This is a genomic window from Staphylococcus sp. GDX8P114P-2 (assembly GCF_017892945.1).
Lineage (GTDB): Bacteria > Bacillota > Bacilli > Staphylococcales > Staphylococcaceae > Staphylococcus > Staphylococcus arlettae.
The window spans coordinates 202,132-220,976 of record NZ_JAESMB010000018.1; the positions used below are offsets into that span (position 1 = coordinate 202,132).

An 18,845-nucleotide genomic window follows, 5' to 3' on the forward strand; every position below is an offset into this window, starting at 1 on the left:
GGGGTGTAAATAGAATGTTCAAGTTCAATGAAGATGAAGAAAATTTAAAATGTTCTTTCTGTGGCAAAGATCAAGATCAAGTGAAGAAATTAGTTGCAGGAAGTGGCGTATATATTTGTAATGAGTGTATTGAATTATGTTCAGAAATAGTTCAAGAAGAATTAGCTCAAGCTGAACCAGAAGGTTTAACTGAATTACCAACTCCAAAAGAAATTATGGATCAATTAAATGATTATGTAATTGGTCAAGAAAAAGCTAAAAAATCATTAGCGGTGGCTGTATATAATCACTATAAACGTATCCAACAGTTAGGTCCTAACGAAGATGAAGTAGAGTTACAAAAAAGTAATGTTGCTTTAATCGGACCTACAGGTAGTGGTAAAACACTATTAGCACAAACTTTAGCAAAAACATTAAATGTACCTTTTGCGATTGCAGATGCAACAAGTTTAACAGAAGCAGGGTATGTTGGTGATGATGTAGAAAACATCTTATTACGTTTAATCCAAGCAGCAGATTTCGATATTGATAAAGCTGAAAAAGGAATTATCTATGTCGATGAAATCGATAAAATCGCGCGTAAATCAGAAAATACATCGATTACAAGAGATGTGTCAGGTGAAGGCGTTCAACAAGCATTGTTGAAAATACTTGAAGGTACTACTGCTAGTGTTCCGCCACAAGGTGGCCGTAAACATCCAAACCAAGAATTAATCCAAATTGATACTTCTAATATTTTGTTTGTACTTGGTGGTGCATTCGATGGTATTGATGAAGTTATTAAACGTAGATTAGGTGAAAAGGTTATTGGCTTTGCAAGTAGTGAAGCTTCTAAATATGATGAAGATGCAATTCTTGAACAAATTAGACCAGAAGATTTACAAGCTTATGGTTTAATTCCAGAATTCATTGGTCGTGTCCCAATTGTAGCTAACTTAGAAACATTAGATGTTGAAGCGTTGAAAAATATCTTAACTCAACCAAAAAATGCATTAGTAAAACAATATGTTAAAATGCTTGAATTGGATGATGTTGAGTTAGAATTTACCGACGAAGCATTAGCTGCGATTAGTAACAAAGCTATAGAACGTAAAACAGGTGCTCGTGGTTTACGCTCTATTATTGAAGAAGCATTGATAGACATCATGTATGATGTGCCATCTACTGACGGCGTTGTTAAGGTTAAAATTACTGAAGAGACTATCAATGAAGAAAAAGAGCCTGAATTGTACGACAAAGAAGGCAATTTAATTAATAATGAACAAACATCAGCATAAGCGCTATATAGTCTAATGATGATGTTATATAGAAGTGAGAATAGGAACTCAAATGATTTTTATTTGATTCCTGTCTCACTTCTTTTTTATTTTGTGAACATGTTATGATTAATTGTGATAAGCCATCGCATTCTGAGATGTTCTATACTATAATTAAATGGTTAAATTAGATGAAAGTGGGTCAATTATGAATATTAATCCAAATGAAATAGAAATACTGATTAGTGCAGTAAAATCAGAGCAATATCCTGAAACAGGACTAAGTGAAGTAGCATTAAGTGGACGCTCTAATGTTGGAAAATCATCATTTATTAACAGTATGATTGGTCGCAAAAATATGGCACGCACATCACAACAACCTGGTAAAACACAAACACTCAACTTTTATAATATTGATAATCAATTGGTTTTTGTAGATGTACCAGGGTATGGTTATGCTAAAGTAAGTAAAAAGCAACGTGAAGCTTTTGGTAAAATGATAGAACAATATATAACTGAACGTGATAGTTTGAAACTGGTAATTCAACTTGTTGATTTACGACACAATCCTACTGAAGATGATATTTTAATGTATAACTTTTTAAAATATTACGAGTTGCCAACGTTGGTAATTGCTACGAAAGAAGACAAAATTGCCAAAGGCAAAGTACAAAAGCATTTAGATAACATTCAACAAAAATTAGAGATGGAACCCGAAGATCAAATAATAAGCTATTCAGCAGTGAAAAATAATAAGCAAAAAATTATTTGGAATACTATTGCTTCTTATTTATAATCATTATTAAAAGATACTTAAAATTATGAAATAATGGCCGTTAGGGCAGTAATTATGACAAATATTTGAATTTACTTTATAATTCTTCTAATTTAAAGGCGCAACATACTTAACTCACAAATTAGATGTGTTATAATTTAATTATTGGATTATGTATGGAGGGCGTTATAGATGCATTTTATTGCAATTAGTGTAAATCATCGTACTGCCGATGTAGCATTAAGAGAAAAAGTTGCTTTTAAAGAAGATGCCATACGTTTAGCAAATGTTGATTTATTTGAAACTAAATCTATTTTAGAAAATGTAATCTTATCAACTTGTAATCGTACGGAAGTGTATGCTATTGTCGACCAAATTCACACAGGACGTTATTATATACAACGTTTTTTAGCACGTGCTTTTGGTTTTGATGTAGAAGAAATTAAAACAATGACAGAGGTACATGTCGAGGATGATGCTGTGAATCATCTTATGCGTGTAGTTTCTGGCTTAGATTCGATAGTATTAGGGGAAACACAAATTTTAGGACAATTAAGAGATGCGTTTTTTAAAGCCCAAGAAGAAGATACAACAGGAACAATATTTAACCATTTATTTAAACAGGCAATCACATTTGCTAAAAAAGCACACAATGAAACAGATATTGCTGACAATGCAGTAAGTGTGTCATATGCTGCGGTTGAATTAGCAAAAAAAGTATTCGGAAAATTAACTCATAAAAAAGCACTAATCGTTGGTGCTGGAGAAATGAGTGAATTGTCACTACTTAATTTAATAGGTGCTGATGTTAGCGATATTACAATTTTCAATAGAACTGAAAGTAAAGCACAACGTTTAGCTGAAAAACATCAAGTTGCGAGTGCACCAATTTCAGATTTAGCTGCACATTTAAGTTCGGCAGATATTGTGATTAGCTCTACAAGTGCAGAGTCATATGTTATTACTAATCAAATGCTAGAACAGATTGAAGCCCCAAGAAAAGCGGATTCATTAGTGCTTATTGATATTGCTGTACCAAGAGATATTGAACCGAATATTACTGCGTTACCAGATGTTTTTAATTATGATGTGGATGACCTAAAAGGTTTAGTTGATGCCAATCTCAGAGAACGTCAATTAGCTGCAGATGCAATTGCCGAACGTATACCACAAGAGATTACTAATCATAATGACTGGGTTAACATGCTAGGAGTAGTTCCAGTGATTCGTGCCTTAAGAGAGAAAGCAATGACTATTCAATCAGAAACAATGGATAGTATTGATCGCAAATTACCAGGATTGTCTGAACATGAACGCAAAGTGGTATCTAAGCATACTAAAAGTATCATTAATCAAATGTTAAAAGATCCTATTAAACAAGCTAAAGAAATTAGTACTGATAAGAAAAGTAATGAAAAATTAGAGCTATTCCAAAACATTTTTGATATTGAAGCTGAACATCCTTACGAAGAGCAAAGAAGAAAATCAGCAGAAAAATTAAGTCACATTCTTAGTTTTGAATAGACGAAAAAAATGGTGATAGTATGCAAGATGCTTTATTTATAAGGTTTCATGAACTTATTTTGCTGATATATTTAATTAGTATTGCTTGTTATTTTTATGACTTTTTTAATAAAAATTTCAAAATAAGGAATACGGGCTTTATTACTTTAGGGATTGTTTGGGTATTACAAACAATCTCTTTATCTATCTATGTCAACCAGACTCAACAATTACCGTTAACAAATATATTTGATATATTGTTTTTAATAACTTGGTTGATTATAGCGATATCATTAGTGATTAGCGTTATAAAGCCAATAAATTTTTCCATATTTTTATTTAACTTAATAGGTTTTATCTTAATAGCATTAAACACATTTCAACCTACTGACCAATTGGAAAAAGGTCAAAAATTAACAATAATGAATGAATTATTAATTGTGCATATCGGTTTTGCAACGATAAGTTATGCCTTTTTTGCTTTGTCATTTGTAAACTGTATTTTATACTTATTACAATACAATAATTTAAAACACAAACGTTTTAATCAAAAATATTTTAGATTAGGCAGTGTAGCTACATTAGAACGCATAGTGTTTTATTGTTCATTAACAGGCTTCATATTATTAATTATCAGTTTAATCTTGGGTGTGCAATGGGGATTGAATACTATAGGTTATTCCATATTATATGATTCCAAAGTATTGTTTTCATTCATTATAGCCATTTTTTATGCACTTTATCTATTCTTCAGAATTAGACAATTAATAATGAAACACAAACTTATTTATTTTAATGTTATAGTATTCGTATTATGCATGATTAATCTATTATTTGGCTCAAGTGTTTCTAGTTTTCATTAACTCGGTAAATCAGTAAAATTAAGATAGTGAAATAAGAAAAGGTGGTACGTAATATGCGTAAATTAATTGTTGGATCACGTAGAAGTAAACTTGCAATGACGCAGAGTCAGCAGTTTATAGACAAATTAAAAGCGATTGATCCGACGCTTGATATAGAAATTAAAGAAATTGTCACTAAAGGTGATAAAATTGTGGACAAGCAATTATCCAAAGTTGGTGGCAAAGGGTTATTTGTTAAGGAAATTCAAAATGAATTGTTTAATAAAGATATAGATATGGCTATTCATTCTTTAAAAGATGTGCCAAGCGTTATACCTGAAGGGCTAACTTTAGGATGTATTCCTGACAGAGAAATTCCTTTTGATGCATATATCGCCAAAAACCACGTTAAATTACAAGATTTACCAGCAGGTAGTATTGTCGGTACAAGTTCTTTACGTCGTAGTGCACAGATATTAGCACATTATCCAGAGCTAACTATTAAGTGGATACGAGGTAATATCGATACACGTTTAAATAAATTATATAACGAAGATTTTGATGCTATCTTGTTAGCAGCTGCTGGATTAAAACGTATGGGATGGTCAGATGACATTGTAACGACATATCTTGATAAAGACACGCTAATTCCCGCTATAGGTCAAGGTGCATTAGGTATCGAATGTCGTGCGGATGATACTGAATTATTGGAGTTATTACAACAAGTACACAACCAAGAAGTGGCAGATTGTGTAACTGCAGAGCGTACGTTTTTAAAAGCAATGGACGGTAGTTGTCAGGTACCTATAGGCGGATATGCGTCAATAAATGAGCAAAATGAAATTGAATTTACCGGTTTAATTATGTCACCAGATGGTAAAGAACGCTATGAACATACGGTCAGTGGTACAGATCCTGTAGCGTTAGGTGAACAAGTAAGTGAAGTGTTAAATGAACAAGGTGCTTATGAAATAATCAAAGCATTAAACGAAAATCAATAATCGTTTGAGGTGAAACTATGAAACCAGTTATTGTGATGACGCAAAGTAATCCATATACAAATCAACAAGCAACTATTATCCATAAACCTTTTATTAAGATAATTCCTTTGCAATTTGATTTGACGGTACTTTCGTCACACTATGACTGGCTTATTTTTTCTTCCAAAAATGCGGTGAAATATTTTTATCCATATTTATCACAAGTAGCAGTTGATAATATAGCTGTTATTGGTGAAAAAACGGCCGATTATTGTCGGTCTTTGAATATCACTGTGGATTTTTGCCCTGAAGACTATTCTCAAGAAGGCTTTCTGGAGCGTTTTCCATTAACTAAAAATGATCAAATTTTGTTGCCATCAAGTGGTTTTGCTCGCCAGTTATTGCAACAAGAATTAAATCAACGCGGTGCAAATGTCACAAAGGTTGACTTATATAAACCTGTTTCGCATACTGAAAATATCAGTGAAGTCAAACAGTTGATTGCACAGGGAGAAGTAGATGCAGTGACTTTTGCGAGTTCTTCAGCTGTTAAATTTTATTTTCAAGATCCTGTTCCTCGTTCAAAAGTTGCTTATTATGTAATAGGACAACAAACTTATCATACAATTAAGCAATATGACGTTACAGCAAAAATTGCGTCTAAACAAACGTTAACAGCATTAGTACAAAAAGTATTAGAAAGTAGGGAGTAATATGCAATTTGATAGACATAGAAGACTTCGTTCTTCAAAAACGATGAGAAATTTAGTCAGTGAAACACATGTGAGAAAAGAGGATTTAATTTATCCCATATTTGTTGTTGAACGAGAAAATGTCAAAGAAGAAATCGTATCAATGCCTGGTGTGTTTCAATTGAGTTTAAATTTAGTTGAATCAGAAATAAAAGAAGCTTATGATCTTGGTGTCAGAGCATTTATGTTCTTCGGTGTACCTAATGAAAAAGATGAAGTCGGCTCTGGTGCGTATGATCACAATGGCATTGTCCAAGAAGCGACTAAAAAAGCAAAATCATTATATAGCGATATTCTTATCGTAGCGGATACTTGTTTATGTGAATATACTGATCACGGTCATTGTGGTGTCATTGATCCTGTTACGCATGATGTGGATAATGACCAATCATTGCCACTATTAGTTAAAACAGCAATTTCACAAGTTGAAGCAGGTGCAGATATTATTGCTCCAAGTAATATGATGGATGGATTTGTTACAGCAATTCGCAAAGGATTAGATGAATCGGGTTACTACAATATTCCAATTATGAGTTACGGTATTAAATATGCATCAAGTTTCTTTGGTCCATTCCGTGATGCAGCGGAGTCAACACCTGAATTTGGAGATCGTAAAACGTATCAAATGGATCCAGCAAATCGTCGTGAAGCACTGCGTGAGCTAGATAGTGACTTAGCTGAAGGTGCAGATATGATGATTGTAAAACCTGCATTAAGCTTTTTAGATATTATCCGTGATGTGCGTAATACAACGAATGTTCCCGTTGTTGCATATAATGTTAGTGGTGAATATAGTATGACTAAAGCTGCTGCTTTAAATGGATGGATTGATGAGCAAGCAGTTGTAATGGAACAAATGATTTCAATGAAACGCGCAGGTGCTGACTTAATTATTACGTATTTTGCCAAAGACATTTGCCGTTATTTAGATGAACAATAAGGAGGAATTACCATATGCGTTATGAAAAATCAGAACAAGCCATGTCAGTAGCCGAAGATTTAATGCCAGGAGGCGTCAATAGTCCAGTACGAGCATTTAAATCTGTGGATACACCTGCAATTTTTATGGAGCGTGGTGAAGGTTCAAAAATATACGATATTGATGGTAATGAATACATCGATTATGTATTGAGTTGGGGACCGTTAATTCTAGGTCATAAAAATAAACAAGTCATTGATAAATTACATGAAGCAGTAGATCAAGGTACTAGTTTTGGTGCTTCTACGTTACAAGAAAATAAATTAGCACAATTAGTCATTGATCGTGTACCTTCAATTGAAAAGGTTCGTATGGTATCTTCTGGTACTGAAGCAACATTAGATACATTACGTTTAGCACGTGGATATACTGGACGTAATAAAATTGTTAAGTTTGAAGGTTGCTATCATGGTCATAGTGATTCATTACTCATTAAAGCTGGATCGGGTGTTGCTACTTTAGGATTGCCTGATTCTCCTGGTGTACCTGAAGGCACAGCCAAAAATACAATTACAGTTCCTTATAATGATTTAGAAGCGATTCGTGTAGCTTTTGAACAATTTGGTGATGATATAGCAGGTGTGATCGTCGAACCTGTTGCCGGTAATATGGGAGTCGTACCACCAATAGAAGGATTTTTACAAGGTTTGAGAGACATTACCACTGAATACGGTTCATTACTTATTTTTGATGAAGTAATGACAGGATTTAGAGTTGGTTATAATTGTGCGCAAGGTTATTTCAATGTTATACCGGATTTAACTTGCCTAGGTAAAGTAATTGGCGGTGGATTGCCAGTAGGAGCATTTGGTGGCAAAAAAGAAATTATGGATTACATTGCTCCGATGGGAGACATCTATCAAGCAGGAACACTTTCAGGTAATCCACTGGCAATGACAAGTGGTTATGAAACATTAAGCCAATTAACACCAGAATCATATGAATATTTTAATCATTTAGGTGATATGTTAGAAGCAGGTTTAACAGAAGTGTTTGAAAAACATAATGTACCAATTACGGTGAATAGAGCAGGCTCTATGATTGGTTATTTCTTAAACGCCGGACCTGTCACAAATTTTGAACAAGCAAATCAAAGTGATTTAGAGTTATTTAGTGCTATGTATAGAGAGATGGCGAAAGAAGGCATTTTCTTACCACCATCTCAATTTGAAGGAACATTTTTATCTATGGCACATAGTGAAGATGATATTAAATTTACAATTCAAGCATTTGATAATGCATTAAGTCGAATCGTTACTAAATAGCATTAAGTCAATTTTGTAGAAAATAGAATCAATTATATATTTAAGGAGTAAGTTCAGAATTATGAGTGATTCTGGTCTTACTCCTTTTTGCTGCAAGAAAATTCAGAGTTTTTAAATAATTATTTTTTATCACTTATTGATAAATTGATAACTTTTACTTATGGGTTTTTAGAAGTAATTCAAAATATAATATGGTCTTTAACGTAATTATTTTAATTATTACTATGATATAATTGAATTAAATAAGTGATTGTTAAACAGTGTTTAGTGAAATTGAAAAAGAATTGTTTTTTATGAAAGTTGTGAATATGTATGAATATAAAATTAAGAAATAATATTATCGTATTGATTTTAGCAATTACTTTTAGTTTGATTCTTCATGCAGCCAATATTTTACTGCCGTTTATGTTTGGTCCTATTCTTGCAGGTGTAGTGAGTATTAAATTTTTACGATTAGATGTGCAATGGCCTTTTTGGATTAGTCAGCTAGGTTTAATATTACTAGGTGTTCAAATAGGCTCTACTTTTACTGAAACAGTCATCTTTGATATCAAAAATGATTGGATGATTATTGTTACAATTACCGTACTTTTACTCGTGTTAGCCTTATTGATTGCGTATTTCTTTAAAAAAATTGCTAACGTCAATACTGAAACTGCAATTTTAAGTGTTATACCAGGTGCCTTGAGTCAAATGCTCATAATGGCAGAGGAAAATAAAAAGGCAAATATTATGGTTGTAAGTCTAACACAAACATCTCGAATTATATTTGTAGTAATTCTTGTACCATTTATTTCATACTTTTTTAAAGAACCAGTGACAACAGGCGCTAATGGTGCACAAGAAGTGCAACAAAAGCTTACTGAAACATTAACCTTTTCTAATGTTTTGGTGTTACTCATCGCTATTGCTGTAGTATATGTAATAATGAGTAAAATTAATTTTCCAACCAAGCAAATGTTAGCACCGATTTTAGTGTTAATTTGTTGGAATTTAATTACTGGTATAACATTCACGTTGGATAATCCAATAATTGCAGCAGCACAAGTAATGTATATGATTCGTATCGGTATTCAAATAGCAAAATTAATGGATCAAATGAAAGGTCGAATAGCATTAGCTATAGCATTACAAAATGTTCTGCTAATTATTTCATCATTTGTTATGGTTTATTTATTTACATTCGTGTCAAACCATTCTATTAATGACTTGTTTTTAGGAGCAGCACCTGGTGGAATGAGTCAAATTGTATTAGTTGCAATTGAAACCGGTGCAGATGTTGCGATGATTTCAAGTTATCATATCTTTAGAATATTCTTTATTTTATTCTTAATTGCACCCTTGATCAATCAATTCTTAAAGTATCTCGAGTATAAAAACAAACATAGCTGAATGATAGAATAATTAATTGTGTGACAAACACAGAAAAGAGCGTGGCAATACGGATAGTATGCCACGCTCTTTTTTGATTCATACATAAACAAGCCCTTTATCATACAAAAATATAATAAATTAGCGGAATCCTTTACCTTTGTAGTACTTTGGATTATTAGGACATTCTTCTAAGTGGGCATTATACAGCCCGGCTGCTTCTAAAAATGAATAAACCGTTACTGGTCCTAAAAATTTAAAACCATATTTTTTAAACGTTTTTGATAATTCGGTAGCACGTTCATCTACCGTTTTACGATCTCCAGGTTGTTTATAGTGCAAATCGATAGGTTGATTATCAACGTATGACCATAAGAAGTCACTAAAGCTACCAAAATCACGTTCTATTTCTATATAACCTTTAGCTTGGCCTATAATTGCTTCTATTTTTTTGCGATGATGAACAATATTTGGAAATGTCATAAGTTTATCTACATCATTATTAGTCATTTGTGCAATTTTATGGGGATCAAAATTATAAAAGGCAGCTTCATAGGCTTCTTTTTTCTTTAAAATAGTGAGCCATGATAGTCCGGCATGCTGAGACTCTAAAGCTAATAATTTAAAAAGTTTTTTACTATCGTAAATTGGATGTCCCCATGCTTCATCATGATATTGCAAGTACAGTGCATCTTTAGTACCAAATGCACATTCATTCATAATTTTCACTCCATTTCATTGACTTATTATTGTTTCCATTATACTATAATTAAGTAAAGAAAAAATGTCTATTGGGAAGAGTAGATGCTTCAGAATTTATAGAGAGTGCATGGTTGGTGAGAATGCATAGTTCGTAGTATTGAAGGTAGCCCACTATGAACTTTAACTGAAGGTCATCATTGATGACAGATAGGTTAAAGCGTGTTTGAGCGTTAATCATTAATTAAGTGCGTAAAATTTATGGATAATAAATTTTGCGAATTTAGGTGGTACCACGGTTAATCCGTCCTATTTTGATAGGGCGGTTTTTTTATTTTTAAGGAGGAAAAAGAATGGAAATGAAACCTAAGTATAATCCCAATGAAGTAGAAGCAGGACGTTATGACCATTGGGTTAAAAACGGTTATTTTAAAGCGAGTGAAGATGATACAAAAGAAACATATACAATAGTTATCCCACCTCCAAATGTAACAGGGAAATTGCATTTAGGGCATGCTTGGGATACAACGTTACAAGATATTATTACGCGTATGAAACGTATGCAAGGTTACGATACTTTATATTTACCAGGAATGGACCATGCTGGTATAGCAACACAAGCTAAAGTAGAAGCTAAACTTAATGAACAAGGTATTTCTCGACATGATTTAGGCAGAGAGAAATTTATCGATCAGGTTTGGGATTGGAAAGAAGAATATGCTGGATTTATTAGACAGCAATGGGCAAAACTCGGTTTAGGCTTAGATTATTCAAGAGAACGTTTCACATTAGATGATGGTTTAAGTAAAGCCGTGAAAAAAGTCTTTGTTGATATGTATAACAAAGGTTTAATTTATCGTGGTGAATACATCATTAACTGGGATCCAATTGCTAAAACAGCATTATCTGATATTGAAGTTATCCATGAAGACGTTCAAGGTAAGTTTTATCATTTTAAATATCCTTATGCTGACGGAGATGGCTACATTGAAATAGCGACGACGCGACCAGAAACAATGCTTGGAGACACTGCTATTGTAGTAAACCCAAATGACGATCGCTATAAAGATGTAATAGGCAAACATGTTATTTTACCAATTGTTGGTCGCGAGTTACCTATTTTAGCAGATGATTATGTAGATATAGAATTTGGTAGTGGTGCAATGAAAGTAACTCCTGCACATGACCCAAATGACTTTGAAATTGGTAATCGTCATGATTTAGAACGCATCGTTGTTATGGATGAAGCCGGTGTGATGAACGATAAAGCAGACAAATATGAAGGTTTAGACCGCTTTGATTGTCGTGAACAATTAGTTAAAGATTTACAGGCTGAAGATTTAGTCATTAAAATTGAAGAACACGAACATTCTGTAGGTCATTCAGAACGTTCAGGTGCTGTTGTTGAGCCTTATTTATCTACGCAATGGTTTGTAAAAATGAAACCACTTGCTGAGCAAGCACTAAATAATCAAGAAACAGACAATCGTATTGATTTTGTACCAGCCCGTTTTGAAAAAACATTTAATCGCTGGATGGAAGATATTAGAGATTGGACAATATCTCGTCAATTATGGTGGGGACACCAAATTCCAGCATGGTACCATAAAGAAACAGGTGAACTATTTGTATCTGAAGAGCCACCAGCAGATAGTGAAAATTGGATTCAGGATGAAGATGTATTGGATACTTGGTTCTCAAGTGCATTGTGGCCTTTCTCTACATTAGGGTGGCCAGATGTGGAGGCTAAAGATTTCCAACGCTATTTCCCGACAAATGCTTTAGTCACTGGCTATGACATTATCTTCTTCTGGGTAGCGCGTATGATTTTCCAAGGTCTTGAATTTACAGGCGAAAGACCATTCAATGACGTGCTATTACACGGTTTAGTACGTGCTGAAGATGGGCGTAAAATGAGTAAATCATTAGGAAATGGCGTCGATCCAATGGACGTTATTGATGAATATGGTGCAGATAGTTTACGCTATTTCTTAGCAACAGGTTCGTCACCAGGACATGATTTACGTTACTCTACTGAAAAAGTAGAATCCGTTTGGAACTTCATTAATAAGATTTGGAATGCCGCACGTTTCAGCATTATGAATATCGGAGAAGATTTTACAGTAGAGCAAGTAGATTTATCTGGTAATTTATCATTAGCAGATAAATGGATTTTGACTCGCTTAAATGAAACGATTGAAAATGTAACACACTTAAGTGAAAAATATGAATTTGGTGAAGTTGGTAGAGCATTATATAGTTTCATTTGGGATGATTTCTGTGATTGGTATATTGAAATGAGTAAGATTCCTATGAATGGTGATGATGAAAGTCAAAAACAAACTACTCGTTCTGTATTGACGTATGTATTAGACAATACTATGAGAATGTTACATCCATTCATGCCTTTTGTAACGGAACAAATTTGGCAAAACTTACCACATGTTGGTGAGACGATTGTCCAAGCATCATGGCCAACTGTAACGGAAGCTCATGTGTATAATGACAGTAAAGAAACAATGGAACATTTAGTAGAGATAATAAAATCAGTACGTCAATCTCGACTTGAAGTTGACACACCATTATCAAAAGCAATTCCAATCTTTATTCAAGCTAAAGATGAAAACATCAAAGCGACTTTAGAAGAAAATGCATCATATTTAGATCGTTTCTGTCATCCAAGTGAATTAACGATTGAGCTAGATATTGCCATACCTGAAAAAGCGATGACGTCAGTAACTTCTGCTGGGGATGTTGTATTGCCATTAGAAGGCTTAATTGATATGGATAAAGAAATTGCTAGATTAGAAAAAGAATTAGAAAAATGGCAAAAAGAATTAGACCGTGTTAATAAGAAATTGGCGAACGAAAACTTTGTAAGTAAAGCACCTGAGAAAGTTATAAATGAAGAACGAGATAAAAAACAAACTTACCAAGAAAAATATGATGGTGTAAAATTAAGAATACAACAATTAAAAGCATAGGAGTCTTAACCATGAATTACCTAGATAGCTTATATTGGATACACGAACGGAATAAGTTTGGAATCAAACCAGGCGTAAAACGTATGGAATGGATGTTAGCCCAATTAAACAATCCACAAAACCATATTAAAGGCATTCATGTTGGTGGTACTAATGGTAAAGGGTCTACAGTCGCTTATATCCGTTCTGCACTTGTTGAGAACGGGTATGAGGTAGGCACATTTACTTCACCATTTATCGAAACATTTAATGAACGCATTAGTTTGAATGGTATGCCAATAAGCGATGATGAAATTGTAAAACTAGTAAATATTGTGAAACCTGTCAGTGAAGCTTTAGAAGTAGAAACTGACCTGGGCACTGCTACTGAATTTGAAATTATAACAACAATGATGTTTGTTTATTTTGGTCAACTACATCCTGTTGACATTGTTGTTGTAGAAGCGGGATTAGGCGTGAAAAATGATTCGACTAATGTTTTCAAACCACTACTATCCATTTTAACGAGCATTGGACTAGATCATGTTGATATTTTAGGTGATACATTTGCAGATATTGCTAGAGATAAAGGTGCAATAATCAAACCAAATACACCTGTTATTTATGCAGTTAAAAATGAAGAAGCAATTAAAATTATACGTGATTATGCTGAAGAGGCAGACGCTAAGGCAATTGAATTGGATCGCGACATTACTATTGTGTCAGAAGAAGATGAATTTACTTACAGATATAAAGATTATGAATTAGAAACATTAGTGCTAAATATGTTAGGTGAACACCAAAAAGAAAATGCTTCACTTGCCATTACCGCTTTAATTGAATTGAATGAAGCAGAAGTTGTAGATTTAGATTTTAATAAAATGATTGATGGTATCGAATCGGTAAGCTGGAGTGGACGCATTGAACAAGTTAAAGAGCAGCCCTTGATGATTGTAGATGGGGCGCATAACAACGAAAGCGTGCAAGCATTAGTGGAAACGATGAAAAACTACTATCACAGAGAGCATATGGATATTTTATTTTCGGCAGTTAAAAACAAACCGATTAATGAAATGTTAGATCAACTAAAACCTATAGCAAATAATTTATATATTACTGAATTTGATTTTCCTAAAGCATTACCAAAAGAAACTATAAGTGAAGAAGTTAACTATGAACATAAAGAACTTGTTGATGATTACGTATCATTTATAGAAAATTATGACGGCGATGGTTTGATAATTACAGGTAGTTTATATTTTATAAGCGAAGTAAAAGCTAAAGTTAGCTTTTAATAAGATGAACCCAAGACTTATTGATAGTCTTGGGTTTTTCAATGTGGTATAAGTGTTATTCAACATATAAAAACACTAGTGTTGCAGAATGTCGACAAAGTTCTTAAATTTGTTGGCAGTTTTTGTGCACGCTTTCCGCGGGCACTGCCTTAGCCTGTAGTCTGCGGCGAGCGCTATTCCCGCAGGAGTCGGCTCAAAGCACTGCCAATATTACACAACAAATATTATAATATATAAATTAAACAGAAGTGTTGTTAAATAAAACAAATGATAAATGAGAACAATAAAAATTATTTCCATCTCTGTATGAGTTCCTAATAATCATTTATTTTGTAAATCGATGTGATAATTTGATTTAGATTTTGTTTCAAACTGTCAGAAAAGTTCTCAAATTTGTTGGCATTTTTGTGCACGCTTTCCGCGGGCACTGCCTTAACCTGTAGTCTGCGGCGAGTGCTATTCCCGCAAGAGTCGGCTCAAAGCATTTCCAATCTTTAGAAAAGCGTTAGGAGTACTAATATTTAAAGTCTGTGTACTGAGATACGACAAAAGTTTCTGTGACTAGTATGCTAATTTGTATTGTCATGAATCTTAAAAATTTAGTGTAAAAGGAGCAATTATGTCTGAAAGACCACTACTATTTTGAAAAACTATGTAAATAAAAATAAACAAACCCATCGCAAATTAATGCGAAAGGTTTGTTTACGACATGAAACACTTGTGTTTTAATATGAATATTCAATTGAGTCAAATAATTGTTTGTAATTCTGTTTAGCACTTTCAAAAGTTAATTCAGGTTTTGTGTGAACATTTTGTAATGGCTGTTCGATAATAAGTTTCATATATTTTGTTAATTCAGATATATTGTCCTGCTCTACAAGGTAACCATTTTTACCATGGTCAATAATTTCAGAAGGGCCATATCGTACATCATATGAAATGACTGGACAACCTACATTGATACTTTCCATAACAGATAATCCGAAGCCTTCAAACGAACTTGTTAATAATGAGGCTTTAGATTTTTGAAATTCCAATAATGGATTATTTGTAAATTCATTAATTTCAACATTATCTTGTAGCTCTAATTCCTCTATTAATTGTTCGACTTTCTGCTGTTGTCCAAATTCATCTCTACCATATATAGATAGTTTAGTAGTAAATCCATATTTTAAGAAATTATGATACGCGTATAAAATATGATTGATTTGTTTCTCTGCAGCTATTCGACCTATAAAAACAAAACGATCTAACTGCTCTACATTATCAGTAGATTGATGTGGTTTTATAAAATGTGGAATTATTGAAATTTTATCAGGATCAATGTTAGTAACATTGAGTATATCTGATTTTTGTTTTTCTGTTAGTAGTAAATATTGGGTAACCTTATGTGGATTTTCTAAAGCCATTTTATAAGATTGGTTTATTGTTTTATTGTCATCTAAATGGCTACTATGAACTACGAGTATATTTTTAGTTTTATTTTGTTGATTTAATAATGGTTTATCTAATAATCGTGCATCACAAAAGACAACATCATTATCGTTAAGTTTATTTTCAAAATAGTGTTGAAATAATTGTTTATACGTTTTGAAAGTTAAGTGTGGTCTGCCTTGTTTATACGTTTGTATGTAAATTAGTCTATTTTTTTCATTATCTTCGAACATCTTTGTACAATAAATATTTCCCTCTTTGTCAAAGAACTCTTCATAGATTCGTTTTTTACTATTAGGTGAGTAATGTAATTTTTTATGTAATACACCATAATTATTGTATTGCCAACGTTGAATTCTTTTTTTACTTATAGGTGACATAAAATCTTCAAATTCAAGTATGTTAGTATCTGCTTTAAATTTTCTATAAAGAACATAAGTATTATCGCTGCTATAATAACGCACTATATGTTTGGACTTAATCACTTCATGAGATAGTCCTTCAATATTAACTGGAGTTTCTATAAATGTTGGAGGGGTACCATCGTTATGCTCTGAACATGTGAGTAACTTGTAGTCAGCCAACCAATCATAGATATTATCATAACGTATATTTTCAGTTACTTTACCTTCTTCTAAAAACTTGCTGTACACATCATTATAATTAGCATTATAATTTGTAGTTAATATAGTAGTAGGTATATTTAAAGCTTGATCTAAAAACTTACTTCTTTCTAATAATGATTTCGTTCTTCCACCGTGTATCGGTGGTAATATTGATGTAACTGTGTATATCATTTGAAACCCCCTGTACCGTAACACAACTCTTAATCTAAAAAATATTACAATAAACAATGTAAAAAATACTTAGTATTATTTTTCGATTCTCCCACGAGTTATGCTTCTTTTTCTTTGCTACTAAAATATCGATTGCAATAACTGTAAAGTCTGATTTTGTAATAATTTTATTGCTATGTTTTATACTAAAAAATTGTGTAATGAGTGTTTGTCAATTAAAGTTATATAATAAAAATTACAATAATTCACAAATATCTACTAATTATTACCAGAATATTTACAAAGATTATATTGAAAATTATTTTAGGTTCATATTTTTATTATAGCAAACGATATAATAAACTGATATAGAAATAACACAATAATTTTATAAAATTATTCGATGATATAAATTTTAGTTGCATAATTTGAATTAGGAAAAATGTGTTGGAAAAATAATAATATGAGCCATAAATACTTATAGTTTTATTCAGATAATTAAATAACTAAAAATTACATGTAAGACTTGAATCTAGCTAAAAATAATAGTGTGAAATAGTGTTTTAAACGTTACTTCGTGGATAAATGAGTAGTGTAAATTATTAGAACTTTGTATTACTAACACACTTATTGATTAAATGAGAATTTAGTATTAGAGGGGAGTTGATGGTGCTATAATTTAAGTGGGAGTGTGATACATGATTATCAATGTTATTTTTTGTTCTGTTTTATTTAGCTTTTTGTATCAAATTTCAACGTTTTCAACGCTTTCTATTCGGCGTCTGTTCAAGCGTTCTCAATGTGATTTATGCCAAAAAGTACTACCATTGTATCGCCTAATTCCAGTCGTCAGTTATATTTTACAATGTGGACGCACACATTGTTGCAAACAGCCACTACATTATAGTTATTTCGTAGGGGAATTGACTGCAGTGGTTATAGGTATCTGTTTGTATCATTTTGATGTGATTTTAGACGATACTACTTTTCTATTACTTGTCCTTGTGTTACTCACTTTAGCTATTAATGACCTCGTAACTTTATCTATTCCACTACATATAATTGTTATTGCAGTAATTTGTGGTGTAGTATTAGCACCTTTTTATTTACCTCAGTTTTTTATCATTACTTTCGTATTACATTGCTTCTTTTTATTATTTAAGGATGCCATCGGGTACGGTGATATTCTCGTATTTTCATATTTAAGTTTATTTGTCCCAGCACCTCATCTATTACACATTTTCATGATTACATTTATCTTAGCTGGTATAATTGGTTTGCTTCATTGGCTTATTCATCGAAATGTTCAAGCCAAATTACCCCTCATACCTTTTATCTTTCTTGCACTAGTCATTACTTCTTTTAATATTATTCCATTTTAGGAGTTGAACTATATTGAAAATTAAAGATCTTGCAACTTCAGAAAAACCACGTGAGCGCTTGTTATATAAAGGAGCTGAACATTTATCTAATGCGGAATTATTAGCTATATTATTAAATACTGGGAGAAAGGGATTTTCTAGTATAGATATAGCACATGAAATCTTAAGTACTGTCGATAGTATTCATTATTTAAAAAAGTTAACTATTAGTGATTTGCAAAATATAAAGGGAATAGGTACATATAAAGCTATTGTATTAAAAGCTGCTTTCGAATTAGGAGAAAGAATGCATTCAGGTAGCATTGAAAGCCAAATCAAAATAACAAGTCCTCAAGATGTGGCAACATTTTTGATGGGAGAAATGCAACATTTAACACAAGAAATATTTGTAGCATTATTTTTAAATTCTAAAAATATAGTAATTAAAAAACAGACCATTTTTAAAGGGACGCTTACAAGCGCTATTGTACATCCGAGAGAATTGTTCAATGCGGCAATTCAGTGGGCAAGTAATGCAATTATTGTAGTCCATAATCATCCATCAGGGGATGCATTAAACATAGTATCCTAAAC

Annotated in this window: 14 protein-coding genes, 1 pseudogene and 1 other annotated feature; of the genes and pseudogenes, 13 read left to right on the forward strand and 2 right to left on the reverse strand. The window is 32.5% G+C overall.

What is annotated here, in order from left to right; all coding sequences use genetic code 11:
• Positions 1–14: 14 nt before the first annotated feature.
• The 9 genes from clpX to KA845_RS11475 all read left to right on the forward strand — a co-directional run bounded on the left by clpX (position 15) and on the right by KA845_RS11475 (position 9,744).
• Positions 15–1,277 carry an ATP-dependent Clp protease ATP-binding subunit ClpX gene (clpX, locus tag KA845_RS11435; protein ID WP_002510267.1) on the forward strand — a complete coding sequence of 421 codons (1,263 nt, stop codon included), beginning with the start codon at positions 15–17 and terminating at the stop codon, positions 1,275–1,277.
• 187 nt (positions 1,278–1,464) lie between these two features.
• Positions 1,465–2,052, forward strand: coding sequence for a ribosome biogenesis GTP-binding protein YihA/YsxC (gene yihA, locus KA845_RS11440; RefSeq protein WP_002510268.1), 588 nt, complete (start codon positions 1,465–1,467; stop codon positions 2,050–2,052).
• Between the two features lie 171 nt (positions 2,053–2,223).
• Positions 2,224–3,555, forward strand: a complete 1,332-nt coding sequence (hemA, locus tag KA845_RS11445) for a glutamyl-tRNA reductase (protein WP_002510269.1) — start codon at positions 2,224–2,226, stop codon at positions 3,553–3,555.
• Between the two features lie 20 nt (positions 3,556–3,575).
• Positions 3,576–4,397 carry a cytochrome c biogenesis protein CcsA gene (ccsA, locus tag KA845_RS11450; RefSeq protein ID WP_002510270.1) on the forward strand — a complete coding sequence of 274 codons (822 nt, stop codon included), beginning with the start codon at positions 3,576–3,578 and terminating at the stop codon, positions 4,395–4,397.
• A gap of 53 nt (positions 4,398–4,450) precedes the next feature.
• Complete coding sequence (gene hemC, locus KA845_RS11455) at positions 4,451–5,377, forward strand: hydroxymethylbilane synthase (protein ID WP_210128104.1); 927 nt, start codon at positions 4,451–4,453, stop codon at positions 5,375–5,377.
• Positions 5,378–5,394: 17 nt separating this feature from the next.
• Positions 5,395–6,069 (forward strand): uroporphyrinogen-III synthase, encoded by a 675-nt coding sequence (locus tag KA845_RS11460; protein WP_002510272.1) that lies wholly within the window; start codon positions 5,395–5,397, stop codon positions 6,067–6,069.
• 1 nt (position 6,070) lies between these two features.
• Positions 6,071–7,048 carry a porphobilinogen synthase gene (hemB, locus tag KA845_RS11465; protein WP_002510273.1) on the forward strand — a complete coding sequence of 326 codons (978 nt, stop codon included), beginning with the start codon at positions 6,071–6,073 and terminating at the stop codon, positions 7,046–7,048.
• 14 nt (positions 7,049–7,062) lie between these two features.
• Positions 7,063–8,352: a glutamate-1-semialdehyde 2,1-aminomutase gene (gene hemL / locus KA845_RS11470; protein ID WP_103387829.1), complete on the forward strand. Its 1,290-nt coding sequence runs from the start codon at positions 7,063–7,065 to the stop codon at positions 8,350–8,352.
• Between the two features lie 312 nt (positions 8,353–8,664).
• The gene (locus tag KA845_RS11475) at positions 8,665–9,744 is read left to right on the forward strand and encodes an AbrB family transcriptional regulator (RefSeq protein ID WP_002510275.1); all 1,080 of its coding nucleotides are present in this window, start codon (positions 8,665–8,667) and stop codon (positions 9,742–9,744) included.
• A 120-nt stretch (positions 9,745–9,864) separates the two neighbouring features.
• Here the strand turns inward: KA845_RS11475 and KA845_RS11480 are convergent, their stop codons facing one another.
• On the reverse strand, positions 9,865–10,443 hold the full coding sequence (locus KA845_RS11480; protein ID WP_002510276.1) for a DNA-3-methyladenine glycosylase I: 579 nt from the start codon (positions 10,441–10,443) through the stop codon (positions 9,865–9,867).
• 58 nt (positions 10,444–10,501) lie between these two features.
• Positions 10,502–10,737: a binding site (T-box leader), on the forward strand.
• A 38-nt stretch (positions 10,738–10,775) separates the two neighbouring features.
• Between KA845_RS11480 and KA845_RS11485 the strand changes: the two genes are divergently transcribed.
• Together KA845_RS11485 and KA845_RS11490 are read left to right on the forward strand one after the other, a co-directional pair.
• Complete coding sequence (locus KA845_RS11485; RefSeq protein WP_210128106.1) at positions 10,776–13,406, forward strand: valine--tRNA ligase; 2,631 nt, start codon at positions 10,776–10,778, stop codon at positions 13,404–13,406.
• Positions 13,407–13,417: 11 nt separating this feature from the next.
• The gene (locus KA845_RS11490; protein WP_002510278.1) at positions 13,418–14,680 is read left to right on the forward strand and encodes a bifunctional folylpolyglutamate synthase/dihydrofolate synthase; all 1,263 of its coding nucleotides are present in this window, start codon (positions 13,418–13,420) and stop codon (positions 14,678–14,680) included.
• 725 nt (positions 14,681–15,405) lie between these two features.
• Here the strand turns inward: KA845_RS11490 and KA845_RS11495 are convergent.
• Positions 15,406–16,911, reverse strand: a complete 1,506-nt coding sequence (locus tag KA845_RS11495) for a glycosyltransferase (RefSeq protein ID WP_107377666.1) — start codon at positions 16,909–16,911, stop codon at positions 15,406–15,408.
• A gap of 677 nt (positions 16,912–17,588) precedes the next feature.
• Between KA845_RS11495 and KA845_RS11500 the strand changes: the two genes are divergently transcribed.
• Both KA845_RS11500 and radC read left to right on the forward strand, forming a co-directional pair.
• Positions 17,589–18,272 carry a prepilin peptidase gene (locus KA845_RS11500; RefSeq protein WP_031266636.1) on the forward strand — a complete coding sequence of 228 codons (684 nt, stop codon included), beginning with the start codon at positions 17,589–17,591 and terminating at the stop codon, positions 18,270–18,272.
• Positions 18,273–18,285: 13 nt separating this feature from the next.
• Positions 18,286–18,822: pseudogene (gene radC, locus KA845_RS11505) on the forward strand (RadC family protein); the annotation flags it as partial.
• Positions 18,823–18,845 lie beyond the last annotated feature (23 nt).

What these genes read in the sequence shown, in the direction of transcription:
- clpX (WP_002510267.1), top strand. Translation starts at nt 15, where the DNA reads ATGTTCAAGTTCAATGAAGATGAAGAAAATTTAAAATGTTCTTTCTGT.
- yihA (WP_002510268.1), top strand. Translation starts at nt 1,465, where the DNA reads ATGAATATTAATCCAAATGAAATAGAAATACTGATTAGTGCAGTAAAA.
- hemA (WP_002510269.1), top strand. Translation starts at nt 2,224, where the DNA reads ATGCATTTTATTGCAATTAGTGTAAATCATCGTACTGCCGATGTAGCA.
- ccsA (WP_002510270.1), top strand. Translation starts at nt 3,576, where the DNA reads ATGCAAGATGCTTTATTTATAAGGTTTCATGAACTTATTTTGCTGATA.
- hemC (WP_210128104.1), top strand. Translation starts at nt 4,451, where the DNA reads ATGCGTAAATTAATTGTTGGATCACGTAGAAGTAAACTTGCAATGACG.
- KA845_RS11460 (WP_002510272.1), top strand. Translation starts at nt 5,395, where the DNA reads ATGAAACCAGTTATTGTGATGACGCAAAGTAATCCATATACAAATCAA.
- hemB (WP_002510273.1), top strand. Translation starts at nt 6,071, where the DNA reads ATGCAATTTGATAGACATAGAAGACTTCGTTCTTCAAAAACGATGAGA.
- hemL (WP_103387829.1), top strand. Translation starts at nt 7,063, where the DNA reads ATGCGTTATGAAAAATCAGAACAAGCCATGTCAGTAGCCGAAGATTTA.
- KA845_RS11475 (WP_002510275.1), top strand. Translation starts at nt 8,665, where the DNA reads ATGAATATAAAATTAAGAAATAATATTATCGTATTGATTTTAGCAATT.
- KA845_RS11480 (WP_002510276.1), bottom strand. Translation starts at nt 10,443, where the DNA reads ATGAATGAATGTGCATTTGGTACTAAAGATGCACTGTACTTGCAATAT.
- KA845_RS11485 (WP_210128106.1), top strand. Translation starts at nt 10,776, where the DNA reads ATGGAAATGAAACCTAAGTATAATCCCAATGAAGTAGAAGCAGGACGT.
- KA845_RS11490 (WP_002510278.1), top strand. Translation starts at nt 13,418, where the DNA reads ATGAATTACCTAGATAGCTTATATTGGATACACGAACGGAATAAGTTT.
- KA845_RS11495 (WP_107377666.1), bottom strand. Translation starts at nt 16,911, where the DNA reads ATGATATACACAGTTACATCAATATTACCACCGATACACGGTGGAAGA.
- KA845_RS11500 (WP_031266636.1), top strand. Translation starts at nt 17,589, where the DNA reads ATGATTATCAATGTTATTTTTTGTTCTGTTTTATTTAGCTTTTTGTAT.